Annotated in this window: 16 protein-coding genes; 14 read left to right on the top strand and 2 right to left on the bottom strand. The window is 59.1% G+C overall.

Features of this window, described 5'->3' with window-relative positions:
• The first annotated feature begins 39 nt into the window (after positions 1–39).
• On the top strand, positions 40–411 hold the full coding sequence (locus ACYP2Q_RS07370) for a glutathione S-transferase N-terminal domain-containing protein (RefSeq protein WP_459729901.1): 372 nt from the start codon (positions 40–42) through the stop codon (positions 409–411).
• Between the two features lie 143 nt (positions 412–554).
• Here the strand turns inward: ACYP2Q_RS07370 and ACYP2Q_RS07365 are convergent, their stop codons facing one another.
• Entirely contained in the window at positions 555–1,721 is a 1,167-nt protein-coding gene (locus ACYP2Q_RS07365) for an aminotransferase-like domain-containing protein (RefSeq protein WP_459729900.1), read from the bottom strand.
• 82 nt (positions 1,722–1,803) lie between these two features.
• On the opposite strand from ACYP2Q_RS07365, the gene ACYP2Q_RS07360 reads away from it, so the two are divergent.
• From ACYP2Q_RS07360 to ACYP2Q_RS07320, 9 genes are all read left to right on the top strand, one after another.
• Positions 1,804–2,250, top strand: coding sequence for a MarR family winged helix-turn-helix transcriptional regulator (locus tag ACYP2Q_RS07360; protein WP_459729899.1), 447 nt, complete (start codon positions 1,804–1,806; stop codon positions 2,248–2,250).
• 299 nt (positions 2,251–2,549) lie between these two features.
• Complete coding sequence (locus ACYP2Q_RS07355; protein WP_095196825.1) at positions 2,550–3,899, top strand: NCS2 family permease; 1,350 nt, start codon at positions 2,550–2,552, stop codon at positions 3,897–3,899.
• Between the two features lie 71 nt (positions 3,900–3,970).
• Positions 3,971–4,600 carry a LysE family translocator gene (locus tag ACYP2Q_RS07350; protein ID WP_459729898.1) on the top strand — a complete coding sequence of 210 codons (630 nt, stop codon included), beginning with the start codon at positions 3,971–3,973 and terminating at the stop codon, positions 4,598–4,600.
• A 64-nt stretch (positions 4,601–4,664) separates the two neighbouring features.
• Complete coding sequence (locus ACYP2Q_RS07345) at positions 4,665–5,657, top strand: AraC family transcriptional regulator (RefSeq protein ID WP_459729897.1); 993 nt, start codon at positions 4,665–4,667, stop codon at positions 5,655–5,657.
• Between the two features lie 171 nt (positions 5,658–5,828).
• Complete coding sequence (locus ACYP2Q_RS07340; RefSeq protein WP_459729896.1) at positions 5,829–6,857, top strand: histone deacetylase family protein; 1,029 nt, start codon at positions 5,829–5,831, stop codon at positions 6,855–6,857.
• Between the two features lie 17 nt (positions 6,858–6,874).
• Positions 6,875–7,975, top strand: coding sequence for a polyamine ABC transporter substrate-binding protein (locus tag ACYP2Q_RS07335; protein ID WP_459729895.1), 1,101 nt, complete (start codon positions 6,875–6,877; stop codon positions 7,973–7,975).
• A 363-nt stretch (positions 7,976–8,338) separates the two neighbouring features.
• Positions 8,339–8,839: an Hcp family type VI secretion system effector gene (locus ACYP2Q_RS07330; RefSeq protein ID WP_459729894.1), complete on the top strand. Its 501-nt coding sequence runs from the start codon at positions 8,339–8,341 to the stop codon at positions 8,837–8,839.
• On the top strand, positions 8,832–9,524 hold the full coding sequence (locus tag ACYP2Q_RS07325) for a DUF4225 domain-containing protein (protein WP_459729893.1): 693 nt from the start codon (positions 8,832–8,834) through the stop codon (positions 9,522–9,524). Before ACYP2Q_RS07330 ends, ACYP2Q_RS07325 begins: the two co-directional genes overlap by 8 nt.
• A gap of 515 nt (positions 9,525–10,039) precedes the next feature.
• Positions 10,040–14,617, top strand: a complete 4,578-nt coding sequence (locus tag ACYP2Q_RS07320; RefSeq protein ID WP_459729892.1) for a dermonecrotic toxin domain-containing protein — start codon at positions 10,040–10,042, stop codon at positions 14,615–14,617.
• 32 nt (positions 14,618–14,649) lie between these two features.
• Here the strand turns inward: ACYP2Q_RS07320 and pdxR are convergent, their stop codons facing one another.
• Positions 14,650–16,182 (bottom strand): MocR-like pyridoxine biosynthesis transcription factor PdxR, encoded by a 1,533-nt coding sequence (gene pdxR, locus ACYP2Q_RS07315; protein WP_459729891.1) that lies wholly within the window; start codon positions 16,180–16,182, stop codon positions 14,650–14,652.
• Between the two features lie 90 nt (positions 16,183–16,272).
• On the opposite strand from pdxR, the gene ACYP2Q_RS07310 reads away from it, so the two are divergent.
• From ACYP2Q_RS07310 to ACYP2Q_RS07295, 4 genes are all read left to right on the top strand, one after another.
• Positions 16,273–16,896 carry an FMN-binding negative transcriptional regulator gene (locus ACYP2Q_RS07310; RefSeq protein WP_459729890.1) on the top strand — a complete coding sequence of 208 codons (624 nt, stop codon included), beginning with the start codon at positions 16,273–16,275 and terminating at the stop codon, positions 16,894–16,896.
• A 9-nt stretch (positions 16,897–16,905) separates the two neighbouring features.
• Positions 16,906–17,352, top strand: coding sequence for an N-acetyltransferase family protein (locus ACYP2Q_RS07305; RefSeq protein WP_459729889.1), 447 nt, complete (start codon positions 16,906–16,908; stop codon positions 17,350–17,352).
• Positions 17,353–17,369: 17 nt separating this feature from the next.
• Positions 17,370–18,041 (top strand): GNAT family N-acetyltransferase, encoded by a 672-nt coding sequence (locus ACYP2Q_RS07300; RefSeq protein ID WP_459729888.1) that lies wholly within the window; start codon positions 17,370–17,372, stop codon positions 18,039–18,041.
• Positions 18,042–18,163: 122 nt separating this feature from the next.
• Positions 18,164–18,703: a dihydrofolate reductase family protein gene (locus tag ACYP2Q_RS07295; protein ID WP_459729887.1), complete on the top strand. Its 540-nt coding sequence runs from the start codon at positions 18,164–18,166 to the stop codon at positions 18,701–18,703.
• The last annotated feature ends 154 nt before the right edge of the window (positions 18,704–18,857 follow it).

The following is an 18,857-nucleotide window of genomic DNA, read 5'->3' as shown; positions in this document are numbered from 1 at the left end:
CTGCGCGCCTTTCTCCATTAGCACCGTGAGGCTTTAAACGTGTTCGTAAAAGCGCTTCGTGTCGGCCTTGGCCAACTGATCATCTTCATCGACTTCATCACCCGCCCCGGCAAGAAGCAGCGCCCTGCCGCCGCCCAGGCCCAGGTCGAAGCCGCCGCCAAGGACCTGACCCTGTATCAGTTCCATGCCTGCCCGTTCTGCGTGAAAACCCGCCGCACCCTGCGCCGCCTGAACGTACCGGTAGCCTTGCGTGATGCGAAGAACAGCGAAACGGATCGCCAGACCCTGCTGGAGCAAGGTGGCAAGATCAAGGTGCCGTGCCTGCGTATCGTCGAGAATGGGCAGACGACCTGGATGTATGAGTCCAAGGTGATCATTGAATATCTGGACAAGCGGTTTGCTGCAGCCTGATGTATTTGTGGTGTGATTGATCTGACTCCCACAGGGGATTTGTGGCGTACACAAAACCTGTGGGAGCCAGCCTGCTGGCGATGAGGTCGGCACAAACACCGCAAAATCCAGACAAAAAACCGGCCCTCAAGCCGGTTTTTTCTTCAGGCCGCTTGCGTAGCCTGCCCCTGCCGCACCACCGCCGCCAATCGCTTGAGCCCCTCCTCCAGCCGCACCGGGTCAATGTGGCTGAAATTGAGCCGCAGATGCCCGTGATGATTGTCCGGCTCAGGGAAGAACGGCTCACCCGGCATGAACGCCACGTCATTGGCCAGCGCCTCCGCCAGCAACGTCCGGGTGTCCAGCGGTTGCTTGAGCGTCAGCCAGAAAAACAGCCCGCCCTGGGGCACGTGCCAATCCGCCAGATCGGCAAAATGCCTTTGCAGCGCCGCCTGGAATGCGTCGCGGCGCACCCGGTAAAATCCCCGCAATTCACTCAGGTGCTGCTGATAGGGCTCGCTGCCGAGCCATTGCAGCGCCTGCCACTGGCCGACCCGATTGGTGTGCAGGTCCGCCGATTGCTTGAGTTTCAACAAATGCGGGAACAGGTCTGGACTGGCGATCAGATACCCCACACGCAACCCGGGCAGCAAGGTTTTCGACACGGTGCCGGTGTAGATCCAGCTGGCTTTCTTCAGACGTCCGGCAATCGGTTGGGCGCTGCCGCCATCAAAGGTCAACTCACGGTAGGGTTCGTCTTCGATCAGGGTCACGCCAAACTCATCCAGCAATGCCGCGACCGCCTCGCGCTTGGCTTCGCTGTAACGCACCGCCGATGGATTCTGGAACGTCGGGATCAGGTAGATAAACGCCGGGCGATGTTTTTCCAGGCGCGCGCGCAGTTGCGCAAGGTCCGGGCCATCGGCTTGCAGCGGCACGGTCAGGCAATGGGCACCGAACAGCTGGAAGATCTGCAGCGCCGCCAGGTAGGTCGGTGCCTCGAGCAGAATCTCGGTGCCCCTGTCGATATAGAGCTTGGCTGCCAGGTCGAGAGTTTGCTGGGAACCACTGACCACCAAGACCTGGTTCGCCTCGCATGGCAAACCCAGTGCCCGCGCCTGTGCCGCCAGGGCTTCACGCAAGGCCGGCTCGCCTTCACTCATGCCGTACTGGCCCATGGATACCGGCATCTGGTCCCACTCGACCTTCGGCAGCATGGCTTCGGCCGGCAAACCTCCGGCGAACGACATCACCTGCGGACGCTGGGCGGCAGCGAGGATTTCACGGATCAAAGAACTTTTAAGGCGCGAGACACGTTCGGAAAAAGCCATGGGGGTCACCGGTAGCGAGGCCAAGGGAAAATGAGTCAAACTTGTTGACCGAAATTACGACAGCTCGAGCGGATACGTCAACATGATTGACCTTAAAAACCCGATTTCCCAACAGCAGGCCATGGAGGCGTTCTTCTTCGGTTACCAGGCCTTCACCGCCAAGGCCGATGAAATGCTAGAGCGCCGAGGCTTGAGCCGGGTGCATCAACGCATCGTGTTTTTCATTGCCCGATACCCGAACCTGAGCGTCAAGGAGTTGCTGGCGTTGCTTGGCGTGAGCAAGCAGGCGCTGAACATGCCGTTGCGCCAACTCCTGGAAATGCATTTGGTGGACAGCGTGGCGTCCGAGACGGACAAGCGTAAGCGGCTGCTGGAATTGACCGACGATGGGGCAAGGTTTGAACAGGCACTGCGGCGTGAGCAGGTGAAATTGCTTGAGCGGGTGTTTGCCGAGGCTGGGGAGACGGCGGTGAATGGGTGGTTGGCGGTGAATCTGGCGCTTGGGGACAGTCAGACTGTTGTTGATTGACTGCTCTACCCCCTATCGCCAGCAGGCTGGCTCCCACAGTGATCTGTGGTGTACACAAAATCTGTGGGAGCCAGCCTGCTGGCGATGAGGCCCACGAAGGCGATATATCCCTATTGCCAAACTTTTCGTCGACAAAACCAAAAACATTATTTGCTTTATTTGTATACAAAAGCATAATCCACTTCGTGCGAGTTCCTGACCTAACGGTCAACAAATTCGCAAGTGCCTCAAAGGGCCGCTGCCACCCTCATGGGTCCGGCCCTGGAAATAACAATAAAACTCTTGAGGAGTACCTCGCTGTGGAAAGCCGCAAATCCGAAGCATCGACGCTGGATCTCTCGCCGCCTTTACGTAATGGCTGGCTGGAGCGCATCTTTAAACTCAGCTTGCATGGCACCACGGTGAAGACCGAGCTGATTGCCGGTCTGACAACCTTCATCACCATGGCCTACATCATCTTCGTCAACCCCAACATCATGGCCGACGCCGGGATCGACCATGGTGCGGCCTTCGTCGCCACCTGCATCGCCGCCGCCCTGGGCTGCCTGTTGATGGGCCTGTACGCCAACTGGCCGGTGGGCCTGGCGCCGGGCATGGGCCTCAACGCTTTCTTCACCTACACCGTGGTTGGCACCATGGGCTACAACTGGGAAACCGCGCTGGGTGCAGTGTTCGTCTCCGGTGTGCTGTTCATGATCCTGACCTTCTCGCGGATCCGCGAATGGCTGCTCAACAGCATCCCCGTCAGCTTGCGCTTCGCCATGGGCGCGGGCGTAGGCCTGTTCCTCGGGCTGATCGGCTTGAAAACCGCAGGCATCGTCGTCGATAGCCCGGCGACCCTGATCAAGCTCGGTTCCCTGCGCGAGCCTGGCCCCCTGCTCGCCGCCGTATGCTTCCTGATGATCGCCATCCTCAGCTACCACAAGGTGTTCGGCGCGATTCTCATCAGCATCATCACCGTGACCCTGGCCGGTTGGGGCCTGGGCCTGGTGCACTACGAGGGAATCATGTCGGCCCCGCCGAGCCTGGCCCCGACCTGGATGGCCATGAATGTCGCCGGCGTGTTCAACGTCAGCATGATCAGCGTGGTGCTGGCCTTCCTCTTCGTGCACATGTTCGACACCGCCGGCACCTTGATGGGAGTGGCCCAGCGCGCCAACCTGGTGAACGCTGATGGCAAGATCGAAAACCTTTCGCGCGCCATGAAAGCCGACAGTGCTTCCAGCGTATTCGGGGCGGTGGTCGGCGTTCCGCCGGTCACCAGCTACGTGGAAAGTGCCGCTGGTGTAGCCGCAGGTGGTCGGACTGGTCTTACCGCAGTGACCGTAGGTGTGCTATTTATTGCAGCCATGTTCTTCGCTCCGCTGGCCGGCATGATCCCTGCCTATGCCACCGCCGGTGCGCTGATTTATGTAGCAATGCTGATGATGGGCGGCATGGCCCACATCGAATGGGACGAGGCGACCGACAGCATTCCGGCGATCGTCACGGCAATCATGATGCCCCTGACGTTCTCGGTCGCAGACGGCATCGCGCTGGGCTTCATCACCTACGTGGCGCTGAAGGCCGGCACTGGCAAGTACAAGGAAATTTCCGTCAGCCTGTGGGTGCTCTGCGCAATCTTCATTGCCAAGTTCATCTTCTTGTAAATTTCGACGGTACGCGCTTGAAACCAGCCTCACCCCGTCGGGTGAGGCTTTTGTGCAAATGGAGGAAAGTGATGAGTCTGGAAACCTGGCTGCTGTTCAGCGGCGCTGCGCTGGTGGTAATCCTGATCCCGGGACCACTGTCTTTGCTGATGATCAGCAACAGTCTGAATTACGGCCTGGTCCGTTCCTACCCGGCGTTTCTCGGCGGCGTGATTGCCTCGATCTGCCTGTTGAGCGCTTCGGCACTGGGCCTGGGCGCCCTGCTGCTGGCATCGGAACAGTTGTTCAGCGCACTGAAAATCGTCGGCGCGTTGTACCTGTTTTACCTCGCCTGGCAGAGCTGGCAGCAATCACGCCAACCGTCCCACGGCGCCGAAGTGCCTCAGGCGGCAGCGGTTCCACGCTTTCGCGCCTTGTTCGGGCGCGCCTTCATGCTCGGCGCCAGTAACCCGAAAGACATCCTGTTCTTCGCCGCGTTTCTGCCGCAGTTCCTCAGCGCCGAGCAACCGTTCCTGCCGCAACTGCTGGTGATGATCGCCACCTGGACCGTGCTGGATCTGCTGTGCAAATTGGCCTATGGACTGGGTGCCCATGGCGCTGCACGGTACCTGCGCAGCGGCAAGGGCCAGAGCTGGTTCAACCGGGTCAGTGCCGGATTGTTCGGCGGCGCCGGGGCGGCTTCGTTGTTGAGTGGCCATTAAGGTTTTCTGACACAAAGCGGCACACAAGTTGCTCGGTTCCAGCACCCCCACGCTGGAATCGAGCATGCTCCACTCCCACCTCACCACCCTCAACGCCGTCTCCCTGGTGCTCAACACCTTCAAGGCCGAAGGCCTGTCCAGCGAAGCCTTGTTGGCCGGCAGTGGCATCAGTACCGCGGATCTGAGCCGGGCGGACACGCGCATCACCACCAATCAAGAGATGCAGGTTTGCGCCAATGCCGTCGCGCTCAAGCACGATATCGGCCTCGAGTTGGGCCGGCGGATGCATGTTTCGTCCTACGGCATACTCGGTTATGCCCTGCTCACCAGTGCCACCTTCGGTGACGCTTTGCGTCTGGCGATGCGTTATCCGGCGCTGCTGGGAACACTTTTCGAGCTGAGCCTGGAAGAGGATGGCGAGCGCGTCTGGTTTGTCGCCGCCGATTACCGTGAAAATCCGGCGCTGGCCGTGTTCAACGCCGAGTTCTGCCTGGTGTCGTTGAAGGTCATCTGCGACGACCTGCTCGGTCACCCACTGCCGCTGCTGGCTGCACGCTTTGAGCATGCCGCGCCCGACTACGAAGCGAGGTACGCCGAACACTTCAACTGCCCGCTGCATTTCGGGGCGCAGGACAACGCCTTTGCCTTCGACAAGCGCTGGCTCGACCAACCCTTGCCGCTGGCCGACGTCATCACTCATCAAGCCATGGCCGAGCGTTGCCGCAAACAGAACACTGAATTCACCGGACGCCAGGCGTGGCTGGGGCGGATTCGCCAACTGCTCAGCGCGCAGCTGAATGCGGCGCCTGGGCTGGAAGGCTTGGCCGAGCAGATGAATTGTTCAGCGCGCACCTTGCGTCGGCATCTCAAGGATCTGGGCTGCAGCTATCAGGAGTTGCTCGATGAGCTGAGATTCGAGCAGGCCAAGCAGATGTTGTGCGAGGACCAGATGCCGATCTACCGGATTGCCGAGGCGCTGGGTTTCAGTGAGACCGCGAGTTTTCGCCATGCGTTTGTGCGCTGGAGTGGGGTTGCGCCCAGTCAGTTTCGGCCTTGAAGAGCGAAAGATCGCAGCCTTCGGCAGCTCCAGGCGGGCGCGCGTAAAGGGGCGAATTTCGGTCAATCATTTTGGCCATATAAATCCCCTTTTGGCCTTTCCTGCCGTTCTCCGAAACGCTCGACGCCGCAAGACTGTGTGCAACCGAACCAGCCTGCGGAGAACAACAAAATGCTGACGATCTACTCGGACGATCACCACCTGCACCACGGCCGCTGTGAACTGATAGACGGGCAACTCAAGCCCTGCTTCGAGATGCCTTCGCGTGCCGACCACGTGTTGCAACGGGTGCAAAAGCAGAACCTGGGCCCGGTAGAAGCGCCGAAAGATTTCGGCCTCGGGCCGATCGAGCGCATCCACAGCCGCGACTACCTCGACTTTTTCAAGGGCGCCTGGGCCCGTTGGACCGAGTTCAACACCGACGGTGACTTGCTGCCCTACACCTGGCCGGCCCGCACCTTGCGCCAGGTAAAACCCACCAGCCTGCACGGCCAGCTCGGTTACTACAGCTTCGACGGCGGTGCGCCGATTACCGCCGGCACCTGGCAAGCGGCGTACAGCGCGGCGCAAGTGGCGTTGACCGCCCAGGCAGAAATCCAGCGCGGCGCCCGCAGTGCCTTCGCCCTGTGCCGTCCACCCGGACACCACGCCGCCAGCGACTTGATGGGCGGTTATTGCTACCTCAACAACGCCGCCATCGCCGCCCAGGCCTTCCTCGACCAGGGCCACAAAAAAGTCGCGATCCTCGACGTCGATTACCACCACGGCAACGGCACCCAGTCGATTTTCTACGAGCGCAGCGACGTGCTGTTCACCTCGATCCACGGCCATCCAGAAGCCGAGTTCCCATTCTTCCTTGGCTATGAAGACGAACCCGGCGAAGGCGCCGGTGAAGGGTTCAACTTCAACTATCCGTTGCCCGCCGGCAGTGGCTGGGATGCCTGGAGCGCTGCCCTGGAGCAGGCCTGCAACGAGATCAAAAGCTATGGCGCCGACATCGTTGTCGTCTCGCTCGGTGTCGATACGTTCAAGGACGACCCGATCTCCCAATTCAAGCTCGACAGCCCCGATTACCTGGCCATGGGCAGACGCATCGCCCAGCTCGGCGTGCCGACGCTGTTCGTGATGGAAGGCGGTTACGCGGTAGAAGAGATCGGCATCAACGCCGTCAACGTTCTTGAAGGCTTCGAAAACGCTTAACAAGGAATCGCCAAACCATGAACAATCTCAAGCGTTTTATCCTGCCTGCCCTGTGCGCCACGGTGCTCGCTGGCGGCGTTCACGCAGAAGAACGAACGTTGCGTGTCTACAACTGGTTCGACTACATCACCCCCAAGGCCCTGGAAGATTTCAAGGCGCAGAACACCCAGACCAAACTGGTGTACGACATCTTCGACACCAACGAGGCGCTGGAAGCCAAGCTGTTGACCGGCAACTCCGGCTACGACGTGGTGGTGCCGTCCAACGTGTTCCTGGCCAAGCAGATCGAAGCCGGCGTGTTCCAGCCGCTCGATCGCAGCAAGTTGCCGAACTGGAACCACCTCGATCCCAAGCTGATGAAGCTGATCGAAGCCAATGACCCGGGCAACAAGTTCGCCGTGCCCTACATGTACGGCACCATCCTGATCGGCTTCAACCCCGACAAGGTCAAGGCCGCGCTGGGGGTCGATGCACCGGTGGACAGCTGGGACCTGATCTTCAAGGAAGAAAACATCAGCAAGCTCAAGCAGTGCGGCGTCGCCCTGCTCGACTCGCCATCGGAGATCCTGCCCCTGGCCCTGCAACACCTGGGCCTGGACCCCAACAGCAAAAAACCTGCGGACTACGACAAGGCTGAAGCGCTGCTGATGAAGATCCGTCCGCACATCACCTACTTCCACTCGTCCAAGTACATGGCCGACATCGCCAACGGTGACATCTGCGTCGCAGTCGGCTACTCCGGCAGCTTCTCCCAGGCCGCCAACCGCGCCAAGGAAGCGAAGAACGGTGTGGTCGTCGACATGCGCCTGCCCAAGGAAGGCGCGCCGATCTGGTTCGACATGCTCGCCATTCCCAAGGGCGCCAAGAACCCGGAGGACGCCTACACCTTCATCAACTACCTGCTGCAACCCCAGGTGATCGCACCGGTCAGTGACTTCGTGGGGTATCCCAACCCGAACAAGGACGCCACCGAACTGGTCGACCCGGCTATTCGCAACAACCCGAACCTGTACCCGACCGACGCGGCGATGGGCACGCTCTATACCCTGCAACCGCTGCCGCGCGATGCTGAACGCGCACGCACCCGGGCCTGGACCAAGATCAAATCCGGGACCTGAAAGCTTCTCCAGAAATTCGATGCCAGACCTCTGGCATCGGATTTTTCATGACTATTCAACAGGACCTGCTCGACCTCGCCGACTTTTCAACTTCTTAAGCTCCGATCCCATGCTCAACTTGACCGGTCGCGGCAGCCGCTTAAGTGAATAGCATTACGGCGATGAGCCAGTTTTTTGTTCGTGGGGCACCAACTTCCATCTCTTGTTGATATGCTGTCCTACAAGCGACGTCGCATTTACCTACAGTATTTTCGGAATCTTCAGAAAAACTGCATGGAGAACTAAAAAATCAGAAACGGCCTACACTCGAGCTCGCGATTTTTCTATAGCCTGACGCTCCGAATACATTAAGGAGCGACGCCAATGGCGAGTCACAGTTACATGAGTATTACCGGCAAGCGTCAAGGGATGATTTCTGCCGGCTGCTCAGGCCAAAACTCTATCGGTAACAAGTGTCAGTTCGGCCATCAGGATGAAATCATGGTGTTGGCCTATTCGCACGATATGGTTGCAGGTTATGACGGCAGCATCTCCGGTGGTCGCGGCAAACACATGCCTGTCATGATCACCAAAGCCATCGACAAATCATCACCACTGCTGGCGAGCGCGCTGCATGAAGGCGAAGAACTGGATTGCATCATCAATTTATACCGAACCGCTTCGACGGGAGGACAAGAGCGCTACTATTCAATACGCCTTTCAGGTGCGCGTATTGCGCATATCAGCCAGCAAGTCCCCCATGCCATTCGCATGAATGATGCAGAGCCACAAGAGTTGGTATCTATTCGATATAGAGATATTGCTTGGGCGCACGTTCCTGGGGCAACAAGTGCCTATAGCACTTGGATGAATGAAAATGAATGAAACTTCTTGCGATATTCATGACGTGACCAGAGCGGCTTCTGATTTGGTTGCAGTTGGAAGCAGTGTGGGCATGGCACATATTCCTGATGGTTTTGCTCGGCTTCGATTTGGGTCGATTGTGGCTGCCTATGTTGATGATATTATTCAGGCGGTTGATGAGGGGGTTATTAGCGCGTGGCAAGCGGTGCAGGACATAACAGCGGAATATGAGGATTTATCGTCAAAGGCGCGCTTTTATCTTCAAAATGGTATTGGGGTTGTGGCGGGGGTTATGCAGGTTAGGACAGGTGTCACTATTACCGGAGCTTCGTGGGGACTTGGTGTGATTCCGGGCGCACTCATGGTTGGACATGGCGTAAATAATATCTATGAAGGTTTCGGAAATATCTATCATGGGCCGAGCGCTCCAAACACGGTCGGGCCTGTCAGAAGATTTTACCAAATTGGATCTGATAATGACTATGAAGGAAACATGAAGTATTACGGTGTTGATTTGGTTCTTTCGGGATATGGGGTATTTAGGCCCGTATCAAAGGCCGGCTCGGTGGAGCTGTTCAGACGCGACCCGCTCAACTATGAAATGGCTTATCGTCAGACTGGGAGGCTGGCATTATCTTTTGAGGCACTAGTTGACCTACTGACAATAGAGGCAATGGCTTCAGCGGGAAATCCAGAAGACAGGTAAAGTTTAGGAAGCACCATTATATCACACCACGCATTCTTGGAATGTAGAATCGCACCCCCCAAAAAACAATAAGTGCATAAGTTGCGAAAAAGACGATATGTCGATATTTTTCATTCAATTCGAACAGCTTTGTTATTCCGAGCGCAATAAAACTTGCAGGCAGTACAGCGCAAGCAAAAACCAGCAGGATTACAGATGTGTAATATCGAATGTTCTCATACTTCATTTGTTGCAAACCCCAATCAGCAAAGCGCCCTTAGGTTAGTATCACCATGCAAAATAAAGCAACTTCCAATTTGTAAATCCGATAACGCTGTAGGAAAAGTCCGACAAAGTTTTTCTTGATCTCACCTTCCCAAGTAAATGCCTGTTATTCAAAACATCATTCAGCGATGACGCGGGTCTTTTTCCGGCGATACATATCTACCACCCTGAGCCACCGCCAGCCCTCTACCTTGCCCGAAAACCGCGTTGCCCCCCCCCTCGCAGCGCCTCACCGGAAACAGGAAACGGCCATGCCCGACACACCCTCCATCAATCCCGACGACATATTGACCCAGTTGGTGACCGGCCCCTCGATCAGGGAAGTCGCTTCGAATTCATTGCGCGCGGCCCTCGACATCGAGTATCCGCAACTGCACATCGATCCGAACCTGACCATGGTGGTTACGCCCGTCTGGACCATCATCGACAACCAGGTCTTGCCCGGCAGCAGCGGGTTCGAATCCCTGACTGACGCACTGGTACGCCTCGCCTTGTCAGGCGCGACAGTCACTTACATCGACGGGGAACACTTCCTGACCCGACAGCCGGGGGTCGAGACGAGCATCCACTTACCGGTAAAGATCGATGCCATCGGCTGCGTGCTCAATCGCCTGGCCCGGTTGCTGTTCGTGACCTATCAGGAGCAACAACTGGACTACTGGAACGAACCCATCGCCCCCGACAAACCTCGCTGGCATCAGTTCAGCGAAGCCCTGCATAGCCTCTGGAACGTCGACCAGCACAAGGACTGGGACGAAGACCAACGGGCGATGGCCCTTACCGTCTACAACTACCCGCAACAGGCCGATCGCCAAGTCCACGACAAGTATCAGATACGGGTCTGCCTGATCGACATCGACCACCTGGATCAGCAGCGCAGCGAACATCTGCAGCTTCTGGACATCGCCGTCATTGTCGGCACGCTGGGCCAACGCACGCTCGTCCTGACCCATTCGATCACCGAGGGCTTCAGGTGCTACGACTCGTTGGCGGCGTTGGGCCAGTCACTTTCAAGGCGCATCACTTCACCGGCAAATGATCAACAACTTCAATGGCGCCTTTACGAACCCACGGGCAATTTTTTCGACCAGCAGGCCTGTGCGTTGATCGCCCTGGAAATCCAGGCCATTGGCTCGCTCAATGAGATCGCGGTCTCGATACTGGCCCCACGTATCGCAGCAGCGGCCGATCGTTTCGAAAAGCTCGCGCAGCAACATCCCACGCGTTTCAGCCAGATCCAGCGTCATGTACCGCACTGGCTGCTCGATGCCTCGACGGCAGACCTCACTCGCTACAGTCGACACTTGTTGGACCTGGCGTTGTTACGCGAGCAGCATGCCGGCAAGTCGTTTCTCGATGGCATTGCTGCGCTGCGTGAATTTACCCTGAAGGCCTTGCGAGAGCAGATGACAAAGGATCATCCGCAAGCCTCCCTGCCGCGCCTGGAAGACATTGAAATAAGCAGCACTCGCCCCGTCATCCTGGGGGCATTCGCGGTACCGGGCGAGACCGAAACCGTCACACTGTCCCTCGTCGATCTGGCTTTGCAGAATCTGACGGCCCTTCCCTGGGGCAACAAAACCGTGCAATACCGCGACGGATCAGCGATTGCGCCATGGCTGACGCCGGCCTATCTGGACACCCTGGTCAGCGCAGTGAACATCGGCGAAACCTACCCAGGGCTGATCAAGCGCACGCTGCTCGACGAGCCCAGGGAAAAGGCCCGGCGCCAGCAACTCTACGCCGATGACTTGCGCATCCAGCTACCGCTGCAAGCGCTGCAAGCGAAGATCCGTGGCGAGGCCGGCATCGATGATCTCGGTTATCGCTATGTCGTCGCAGCCCTGCAGGAGAAGGTGGCAGACCGTTATGTCGAGGGTCTGGAAATCATCATTCGCCCACTGGCTTTTGTTCCAGGCGGACGCACCGACGGCAAGGCTGACCAAGTTGCCAACATGTTCGTGATCGGGCCGCGACTGGTCGAAAAAGGCCCGTGCCTGCTGTATCGGCCACTGCTCGATCATCCACTGCTGCAATACCCCGGCGAAGCGAACCTGCTGTACGGCATCAGGCACAACACGTCGTTGCGCCAGTCGGTCCTGGCCTGGTTAGCGGATGACGTACGCTTCAACTACTCGCAATACGTGTTCCCTGGCGAGTTGCCCTCCGTCTGGACGCTGTCCCAATGGCTGGTCGAGCCAACGTCGGCGCTGGGGATGATGGGCACATTGAACCTGGGCTCCTCGCCGATGCCGCAACCCACTTTGCCGGCACTGTTTACCGCCAACGCCAACGCCTTGATCACCTTGGCCGACCGGCAGTCGGTGTCCAATGCGCAAAGTCGTTGGACCACCCTCAAACAGGCGGCATGGATGCTGTTCAATGTAACGCTGCCCTTTCTTGGGCGTACGGCTACGACCGCCGCCTGGATCTGGCAGATCATGGACGATCTGGACCAGGCGGGTGAAGCCCGGGAAGCGAATGATTCCGAGCGTGCATGGACCGCGCTGACCGATCTGTTTCTGACCCTGGGCATGGTCCTGACTCACCATGCTGCCACTCGTAACAAACCCCGCGCCCCACACCTTGAGAAAGCCGTGCCAGCGCTCGAAAAGCCGGTCCCGGCCATCACCATGACGCAAATGCCGGATATCGTCGCTCACCACCTGCCTGACAACCACCCTACCCCCCTGCACACCCTGGGCATCCTGTCGCAAAGGAGCCTGGCTTCCGCGCTGGACCGACTGGCCATCGCCAAGCCCCCAGGGCTTGAAACAGCGTCGACCGAACCCGGCCCTTACCGCTATCTGAGCCCGCTCAAGGAAAAATGGTATGCCCAGGTCGGCCAGCGCTGGTTCGAGGTCTGGCTCAACGACGATGGCGATGTGCAAATCACCGACTCGCGCATCACGCCGTCACGCAGCGGTCCGCTGCTGATTCATTCCGCACAGGGACAATGGTTCATCGATACGCGCCTGCGATTGCGTGGCGGAGGCCGTAGCCGAAAAGCGCTGGCACTGGAAAACCAGCAACGCAAAGCCACGCTGAAACTACAGCTGACCGCGTTTGAGAATCGCAAAGTCCTGCTGGCGGAGGTACTCGATACCGCGCAAAAGGCAGTGAAAGCGCCCGCCACGGTCGTTTCCGATCCGAATCGGCAACATCTGCTCGAAACACTGGATGCACAAGTGGCCGAATTCGGCACCTTCATCGAACAGCTCAAGGCTTACAACAGCATTGACTCGATCCCCAACTACCGCGAGGTCCTGGTCCAGTGCCTGGACCATCAGTTGTACCTGACGCAGACGTGGTTCAATCAACAAAACAGGGTGTTTGGTGAACACATACTTCGATCCCTCGCGCTGTTGGACAACGAACCGGGCGATGGCACACAGACGCCCCGCCAGACCCACCAGCGCACCAGTGACCTGGCCCAGGGCTTTATCGACAAGATCGAGTTTGCCCAGGCACGCATCGAAGAGCTCAAACGGTTGGGCAAAGAAGCGGCCGAAATGGCCCGGGAGCACAAGGACCGGCTGCCCGATTTCAAGCAGAACGAGCTGAAACTGTTCCAGATCAGCCTGGCTCAGGAACTCTGCCTGAGTGACAGCTCCACGGTGGATACGGCGCCAGCCCGGCAAGCGATGGAACAGCTTGTCGAGGATGCGGGCCTGACCATCCAGTCCTCGCTGGACCTCGCCGAGCAGGACGATGCACTGCCGCTGCCAGAGCGGATCGACGGCTTCAGTGAATTGGTGGAGCAATTTGCAATCCTCGACCTGCGGATACTCGACCTGCCTGACGAATATCCGCGGCAGTTGCTGCAAACACCCCTGGACCTCATGCGCCAGCGGATCGAAATATTCAAGGAGCACAGCGTGAAACATCTCGCTGACCTCCTGAATGAACGCAAGTCACTCGAACCGACACCGGGCCCGTCGCGTCCTGCCCCCGCCTCGAAACGCATCATCAAGATCCGTTACAAAGGTACGGTGGTTGGCAAACCTCGTGCCCGCACGGCGGCAGACAACACCGAATGGATCGACGTGACATCCCCACTGACCCACAAGGTAATTGCGACATTCCATGAGAAAACACCGGGCGTCTGGGTCGAACATGAGCGAACGCCAGCGCAGGCAACTGCCCCGGAACGCCCTGATCTGCAGACCAGTGTCCAGAAAGGTCAGATGCTGGTGGATCAGTTGCAGTCGTTCATCCGCCGAACAGAGGGTCACTCGAAGGTGCCGGGACGCAATCCCACGGAAATCGAGGAAATGTTTCAACAGCACGCCAATCGCCTGCAGGAAGCGGCCGATACGATCGAAAACGCCCTGACCGCTGACAACAAGACTGAAGACGGACCGCGGTCAGCCGCACTACTGGCCAAACAGCTCTACGAGCGCGCGACCGAGCTCTACGAAAAAGGTCGCCTGGCGCGAATCCGCATGACCAAGGAACAGCCCCCCACCGCGGCTCGCGTTGAATGGCTGATGAGCAGGAAACTGATAAAAATCGTCAAGACACCCGGTCGGCGTCGACTCAAGGGCCACAAAAACGACTATCTCGAAGAATACGAGATACGCGAACATGACGCTGCAAAGGTGCTTTGGTACGCCCACTTTCACTATTCGGGCCCGAACTCCCCACCCAAGACCTACACCGCCGCCCACCTGAAAACCGAAGCTCAACGCAAGCTCGGTGGGGCATTGGACTTGCGCGCAGCCGTGTCCAATAACGAGTTGATCGCTGTCTATCGCAGCGAAATCAGCCCGAAACTGGCGGATGAGCTGTTCTTGTCAAAGAACCACCCAGCGGCTTCGGGTTCCTGAGAGGCGACCCATGCCCGCCAGGACTCGCGCTTTCAGCGAGTCCTGCGCCAGGCCTTGTTCAATCGTTGCAGTGCCGCACTGATCGCTTCCTCAGGCACCGCGGCAAATCCCAGTACCAGCCCGGCGCGTTGATCCGGCGTGTTTGTCGAGCCTGGTAGCCAGTAGCTGCTCAAGCCATTGATCTCGACATCGACGCTGGCCGCGACCTCTATCAGTTCTCGTTCGCGGGCCTGAGTGTCGACCGCCACCGTCATGTGCAACCCGGCGGCCACGCCTGGCAGGCTGCCGACACCCGCAATATCCGCGGGCCAATTGGCCAATAGCGTGTTGCGCCGGCTCAACGCGGCACGACGCATGCGCCGCACGTGGCGCTGAAAATGTCCGGCGGCCATGAACTCGGCCATCACCGCCTGGGTGCTCACCTCGGAATGCCGGACATCCACCGCCCGACGTTGGGCAAACGCCTCGACCAGTGCCGGCGGCAGCACCAGATAACCCAGGCGCAAGGCAGGAAAGGCCACTTTGCCGAACGTACCGACATAAAGCACCCGCCCGCGACGGTCGAGCGCGGCCAACGGCGCCAGCGGCGCACCGCTGTAACGGTACTCGCCGTCATAATCGTCCTCGACTATCCAGCCTTGGCTGCGCTCGGCCCAGGCCAGCAATTCCAGGCGTCGCGCCAGACTCATCACCACACCCGTGGGGTACTGATGTGAAGGCGTCACGTAAACCAGGCGACAATCGCCCAGGCGCGCCAGTTCGCTGCAGTCAATGCCCTCACTGTCCACCGCGACTCCGTGCAATCGCCCACCGGCCACCGCAAACGCGTGACCAGCCGCCCGATACCCGGGGTTTTCAATCGCCACCCCGTCCCCCGGTTCCACCAGCAACTGCGCACACAGGCTGATCCCCTGCTGCGCGCCACTGGTCACGACGATTTGCTCCGCCGTGCACTGCATGCCGCGAGAACTGCGCAAATAGGCCGCGATCATCCCGCGCAATCGCGCATCACCCTGCGGCGCGCCATAACACAGCTGCTGTAGATCCGGTTTGCGCCAGAACGCCGCATTCAGCTTGGCCCACACCTCGAACGGAAACAGATCGAATGCCGGCACGCCGACCCGAAAAGCCCGCGGCGGACCGCTCGGAGGCGTTGGCAAATGGTTGTTTTCAAGCCGCGCCAATGCACCGCTGTGAAGTACGTTCTCGGCCGCCACTACAGGCACTTCCAGGCCCTTGGCAGAGACACCCGACGGCACTTTGGGCGCTGCTTTGCTGCCCGGCAACGGTGCTTGCGGCAATTGCGCGACATAGGTCCCGTCACCCACCCGCCCCTCGATAAACCCTTCGGCATAGAGTTGATCGTAGGCCCGCACCACGCTGTTACGGGAAATCTCCAGGGCCGTCGCCAGATCACGACTCGCCGGCAAACGCGTACCGCTGGCCAGTCGCCCGTCGAGCACCCGCACCCGCAAGGCCTGATAGAGCTGGCGACTCAAGCCCTGGCGGCGGTCGAGTTCGATACCGGCCGGGTTGAAGGACAAGGACAGCGGCGCATCCGTCATGACAATGGACCTATGAAATTTGCCTTAAATGGCTCTTACAACAGACCAATAGCCTGCCTAGGATGCAGGCATTCGCCAAGGAATATTTCCATGTATACGCCCAGCGCTTTTGCCCTCAAAGATTTGCATGAACTGCAGCAACAGATACTTGGCACCCGCCTCGCCCTGTTGGTCACCCATGGCGAACAAGGCCTGCAAGCCAGTCACCTGCCCTTGCTGTTGAACACCGATGAAGGCCCGAACGGCACCCTGTACGGCCATTTCGCCAAGGCCAATCCGCAGTGGAAGGAACTGCAGAGCGGTGCTGAAGCACTGGTCATCTTTGCCGGTGCCGATGCCTATGTGAGCCCCGGGTTTTACCCGAGCAAGTCCGAGCACGGCAAAGTCGTGCCGACCTGGAACTACGTCGCCGTGCACGCCTATGGCAGCGCGCAAGTCTTCACCGATGCCGATCGCCTGCGCACGCTGGTCAGCGCCTTGACCGATCGACATGAAGCCGGTCGCGCGCAACCGTGGAAGGTCGCCGATGCCCCCGCCGATTACATCGATGGCATGCTCAAGGCCATCGTCGGTTTCGCCCTGCCGATCCAGCGCCTGGAAGGTAAACGCAAGCTCAGCCAGAACCGCAACACCGCCGACATCGCCGGTGTGCGCGAAGGGTTGGCCGCCAGCCCCGACGCAAACGACCAGGCCCTCGCCCACTTGATGCCATAAGGAATGAACATGAGTCAGATCGACATCCGCCAGGTCAGCGCCGACGACCACGCTGCCTGGCTGCCGCTATGGCAGGCCTACCTGCGCTTCTACAACACCGAACTGCCGGACGCCGTCAGCCAAAGCACCTGGCAGCGCATGCTCGACCCGAACGAGCCAACCCACGCCGCCCTCGCCTGGGCTGACGGCAAGGCGGTGGGCATGGTGCATTTCATCTACCATCGTTCGAACTGGAGCATCGAAAACTCGTGCTACCTTCAAGACCTGCTGGTTGAGCCCGAAACCCGAGGCACAGGGGTCGGCCGCCAGCTGATCGAATTCGTCTACGCCACGGCCAAGGCCGACGGTTGCAACAAAGTGCACTGGCTGACCCACGAAACCAACGCCACCGCGATCCAGCTCTACGAGCGCATCGCCGAGCGTCCGGGTTTCATCCAGTTTCGCAAAGCCATTTAAGGTTCAAGGAGAACAGCATGCCGACTTCACTCGCCGACTGGAAAGGCGTCCCGGCCCCGACCGTCCAACTGATCGAAGGGCGATTCATCCGCCTGGAAAGACTCGACCCGGCACGCCACGGCGACGACTTGTTCAACGCCCTGCAAGGCCCCGGTGCCGACCCGAAACTGTGGGACTACCTGCCTTACGGTCCTTTCCCGCAGCGCGGCGCCTTCAACGACTGGCTGAATAACCATGCCGCCAGCAGCGATCCCTACTTCTTCAGCGTGATCGACCGCGCCAGCGGCGAGGCGCAAGGCCTCCTCAGCCTGATGTCGATCGTCCCGGCCCAGGGCCGCATCGAAATTGGCCACGTGACCTTTGGCGCACCGATGCAACGCTCACCGAAAAGCACCGAGGCCGTCTACCTGCTGGCCAAGGAATCCTTCGCCCTCGGCTACCGGCGCCTGGAGTGGAAATGCAACAACGGCAACGCCCGCTCCAAGTACGCGGCCGAACGACTGGGCTTCAGCTTCGAAGGCGTCTTCCGCCAGCACATGGTGGTCAAGGGACAGAACCGCGATACCGCCTGGTATTCGATTATCGATTCGGAGTGGCCGGCGATTGGCGCGGGGTTTGAGCGCTGGTTGAGTGATGAAAACCAGACGGACTCGGGGCAGGTCAAGGGGCTGGTGGAGTGTCGGGGGTAACTTGACCAAGGGGAAGAAAACGGCATTATCTTCGCCTACCGGAATTAAATGATCACCATCGCCCCTCGCCACGTTCCAGAGGGGCTCATGATTTCCCGCCTGCATGATGACAAGGAAAACACATGTCGACGCTGGTCTATTACGTAGCCGCCACCCTGGATGGTTTTATTGCCACTCAACAACACAAACTCGATTGGCTGGAGAACTTTGCGCTGGGGGATGACGCAACGGCCTATGATGATTTTTATCAGACGGTCGGAGCGGTGGTCATGGGGTCTCAGACCTATGACTGGATCATGTCGAACGCTCCCGACAACTGGCCCTACCAGGATGTACCCGCCTTTGTCATGAGCAACAGGAACCGGTCAGTCCCCGCCAATCTGGATATCACCTTCGTACGTGGTGATGCCGGGGCCATCGCGGCCAGGGCCAGGCAGGCGGCGAAGGGCAAGAATGTCTGGCTGGTCGGTGGCGGCAAAACGGCAGCCTGTTTTGCCGACGCCGGGGAATTGCAGCAGCTGTTCATCACCACCCTTCCGATCATTCTGGGCTCCGGCGTTCCCGTACTGCCCGTTGACCGTGCGTTTGAAGTCGTTCTCAGAAAACAGCGGACGCTGCAGAGCGGTGCCATGGAATGCGTCCTGGACGTGAAAGCGGATTGACGGCACAGGGTTGCCAAGCCAGCAGACGACACCTGCAGGATCAACCAGGTGACGGTCCCGCGAACTTTTCTCTGATTATCGGTCTATTTGGATAGGCACATCCGCTAGGCAAGCGCGAACCCGCAAGCTTGCCTCAGCCGGATGGCCACACGTC

This window comes from Pseudomonas sp. MHK4, from assembly GCF_054600775.1.
This window is presented reverse-complemented; position numbering and strand designations above follow the sequence as displayed.

Coding starts and splice junctions, on each gene's coding strand:
- ACYP2Q_RS07360 (WP_459729899.1), top strand. CDS start 1,804: ATGATTGACCTTAAAAACCCGATTTCCCAACAGCAGGCCATGGAGGCG.
- ACYP2Q_RS07330 (WP_459729894.1), top strand. CDS start 8,339: ATGGCGAGTCACAGTTACATGAGTATTACCGGCAAGCGTCAAGGGATG.
- ACYP2Q_RS07305 (WP_459729889.1), top strand. CDS start 16,906: ATGAGTCAGATCGACATCCGCCAGGTCAGCGCCGACGACCACGCTGCC.
- ACYP2Q_RS07340 (WP_459729896.1), top strand. CDS start 5,829: ATGCTGACGATCTACTCGGACGATCACCACCTGCACCACGGCCGCTGT.
- ACYP2Q_RS07300 (WP_459729888.1), top strand. CDS start 17,370: ATGCCGACTTCACTCGCCGACTGGAAAGGCGTCCCGGCCCCGACCGTC.
- ACYP2Q_RS07345 (WP_459729897.1), top strand. CDS start 4,665: ATGCTCCACTCCCACCTCACCACCCTCAACGCCGTCTCCCTGGTGCTC.
- ACYP2Q_RS07365 (WP_459729900.1), bottom strand. CDS start 1,721: ATGGCTTTTTCCGAACGTGTCTCGCGCCTTAAAAGTTCTTTGATCCGT.
- ACYP2Q_RS07325 (WP_459729893.1), top strand. CDS start 8,832: ATGAATGAAACTTCTTGCGATATTCATGACGTGACCAGAGCGGCTTCT.
- ACYP2Q_RS07295 (WP_459729887.1), top strand. CDS start 18,164: ATGTCGACGCTGGTCTATTACGTAGCCGCCACCCTGGATGGTTTTATT.
- ACYP2Q_RS07320 (WP_459729892.1), top strand. CDS start 10,040: ATGCCCGACACACCCTCCATCAATCCCGACGACATATTGACCCAGTTG.
- ACYP2Q_RS07310 (WP_459729890.1), top strand. CDS start 16,273: ATGTATACGCCCAGCGCTTTTGCCCTCAAAGATTTGCATGAACTGCAG.
- ACYP2Q_RS07335 (WP_459729895.1), top strand. CDS start 6,875: ATGAACAATCTCAAGCGTTTTATCCTGCCTGCCCTGTGCGCCACGGTG.
- pdxR (WP_459729891.1), bottom strand. CDS start 16,182: ATGACGGATGCGCCGCTGTCCTTGTCCTTCAACCCGGCCGGTATCGAA.
- ACYP2Q_RS07350 (WP_459729898.1), top strand. CDS start 3,971: ATGAGTCTGGAAACCTGGCTGCTGTTCAGCGGCGCTGCGCTGGTGGTA.